The sequence below is a fragment of the Candidatus Protofrankia californiensis genome (assembly GCF_900634765.1).
Taxonomy (GTDB): domain Bacteria; phylum Actinomycetota; class Actinomycetes; order Frankiales; family Frankiaceae; genus Protofrankia; species Protofrankia californiensis.
Genome location: NZ_CAAAFT010000292.1, coordinates 1 through 2,596, shown reverse-complemented (window position 1 = coordinate 2,596; position 2,596 = coordinate 1). Strand labels below are relative to the sequence as shown.

General features: G+C 67.8%; 2 protein-coding genes. Both read left to right on the top strand.

Going from position 1 to position 2,596, the window contains the following annotated elements:
• Nucleotides 1–1,321 (top strand): aldehyde dehydrogenase family protein (locus tag DD1DGNOD_RS15640; RefSeq protein ID WP_131770460.1); only part of this gene is annotated, 1,321 nt, incomplete at its 5' end.
• A 22-nt stretch (nucleotides 1,322–1,343) separates the two neighbouring features.
• Nucleotides 1,344–2,456 carry an NDMA-dependent alcohol dehydrogenase gene (locus DD1DGNOD_RS15635; RefSeq protein WP_131770458.1) on the top strand — a complete coding sequence of 371 codons (1,113 nt, stop codon included), beginning with the start codon at nucleotides 1,344–1,346 and terminating at the stop codon, nucleotides 2,454–2,456.
• Nucleotides 2,457–2,596: the final 140 nt, after the last annotated feature.

The following is a 2,596-nucleotide window of genomic DNA, read 5'->3' as shown; positions in this document are numbered from 1 at the left end:
CATCGACCGCGCGGTGGCGGCGGCGCGCCGCGCCTTCGAGGGACCGTGGAGCCGGTTCACCCCCAGCCAGCGGCAGAGCCTGCTGTGGAAGGTCGGTGACGCGCTGCTGGCGCGGGCCGAGGAGTTCGGCCAGCTGGAGTCCCTCGACAACGGCAAGTCGGCGGCCATCGCCCAGGCGGTGGACGCGGTGTGGTCGGCCAACGTCTTCCACTACTACGCGGGCTGGGCCACCAAGATCGAGGGTAGGACGATCACACCCTCGGTGCCGTGGCTGCCGGGTTCCGAATGGCACGCCTACACCCTGCGCGAACCGGTCGGCGTGTGTGGGCAGATCGTCCCGTGGAACTTCCCTCTGCTGATGGCCACGTGGAAGATCGCGCCCGCGCTGGCCACGGGCAACACCGTCGTACTCAAGCCCGCCGAACAGACGCCGCTGACCGCCCTGCTGCTCGGGGAGATCTTCTGTGAACTCGGCTTCCTCGGGGGCGTCGTCAACATCGTCACGGGGTTCGGTGACGCGGGCGCCGCGCTGGCCGCGCACGACGACGTCGACAAGATCGCTTTCACGGGTTCCACCGAGGTCGGCAAGAAGATAGTCGAGGCTGCGAAGGGGAACCTGAAGAAGGTGTCCCTGGAGCTTGGCGGCAAGAGCCCCAACATCGTCTTCGCCGACGCCGACCTGAAGTCCGCGATCGCGGGTTCGGCGAACGCCTGGCTGTTCAACCACGGCCAGTGCTGCGTAGCCGGCACACGGCTGTTCGTCGAGGACTCGATCTTCGAGGAATTCACGCAGGGCGTCGCCGAGTTCGCCAGCCAGGTCAAGGTCGGCCCGGGCCTCGATCCGACCTCGCAGCTGGGGCCGCTGGTGTCCCAGGAGCAGCTCGACCGCGTGACCGGTTACCTCGATCAGGGGCGGGCCGACGGTGCGCGGGCCCTGACCGGCGGCAGGCGCATCGGCGACACCGGGTACTACGTCGAGCCGACCGTGCTGGTCGATGTCCGCGACGACATGAGCGTCGTGCGGGAGGAGATCTTCGGCCCGGTCGTGGCGGCGATGCCGTTCAGTGCGGCGGAAGGTCCGGTCGCCGCCGCGAACAACTCCCAATACGGGCTGGCGGCCGGGATCTGGACCAGGGACATCTCCAAGGCACACCGGCTGGCCAAGCAAATCAAGGCCGGCAGTGTGTGGATCAACTGCTACAACGGGTTCGACGCCGCGATCCCGTTCGGCGGTTACAAGCAGTCCGGATGGGGGCGTGAGCTGGGCGAGGCCGCGCTGGAGCTCTACACCCAGACCAAGGCCGTGAACGTCCAACTCTGACCATTTGCGAAGGAATCACCCAATGAAGACGAAAGCCGCGATACTGACCGGTTTCCATAAGCCGTTCGAGATCGTCGAGCTCGACCTGGACGGTCCGGGTGAGGGCGAGGTCCTGATCCGCTTCGTGGCGGCCGGGATGTGCCATTCCGACCTGCATCTGTCCGACGGGGACCTGCCGCCGCGCTTCCCGATCGTCGGCGGGCACGAGGGTGCCGGCATCATCGAGGAGGTCGGTCCCGGGGTCACCAGGGTCAAGCCGGGCGACCACGTAGTGTGCAGTATGATCCCGAGCTGCGGGCACTGCCGGTACTGCGCCACCGGCCGGCAGAACCTGTGCGACATGGGTGCAACCATCTTAGAGGGCTCGATGCCCGACGGCTCGTTCCGGTTCCACTCCGGCGGCGAGGACTTCGGCGCCATGTGCATGCTGGGCACGTTCTCGCAGTACTCCACCATCTCCGAGCGCTCGGTCGTCAAGGTCGATCCGTCCCTGCCGCTGGAGACTGCCGTGCTGGTCGGCTGCGGCGTGCCCACCGGGTGGGGGACCGCGATCTACACAGGCGGGGTGCGCCCCGGCGACACGACGGTGATCTACGGGGTCGGCGGGCTCGGCGCCTGCACTGTGCAGGGTGCCGTGCTCGCAGGCGCCAAGCACGTCGTGGTGGTCGACCCGATCGCGTTCAAACGGGACACCGCGCTGAAGCTGGGCGCGACGCACGCGTTCGCGACGGCCGAGGAGGCCCAGGCCGCGGTGACGGAGCTGACCGCAGGCCAGGGCGCCGACCAGGCGCTGATCCTGGTCGGCAGGGTCGATGAGAACGTGGTGTCCGCCGCGTTCGACATCATCGGCAAGGGCGGCACCGTCGTGGTCACCGGCCTGGCCGACCCCGCAAAGCTGACCGTGCACGTGTCCGGGGCGGTACTCACCCTGTGGGAAAAGACGATCAAGGGAAGCCTGTTCGGCAGCAGCAACCCGCAGTACGACATCCCGAAGCTGCTCGGCCTCTACACCAGCGGGCACCTCAAGCTCGACGAGCTCGTCACGAGCAGGTACCGGCTCGACGAGGTCAACCAGGGCTACCAGGATCTCGTCGAGGGCCGCAACATCCGCGGCGTCCTCATGCACGAGCACTGAACGGGTCCTAAGCCACCGGTGTGCCCAGCTGCCGCGCAGCCGGGCACACCGGTTTTCTCTCGTTGCACGACAACGGGTTCTACAGCACGACAACGGGTTCTTCTACAGGACGCCCGCCTGGCGCGCGGCGTGGACCGCAG

Bases quoted from the DNA above. Each gene is read 5' to 3' on its own strand.
- DD1DGNOD_RS15635 (WP_131770458.1), top strand. From the start codon at position 1,344: ATGAAGACGAAAGCCGCGATACTGACCGGTTTCCATAAGCCGTTCGAG.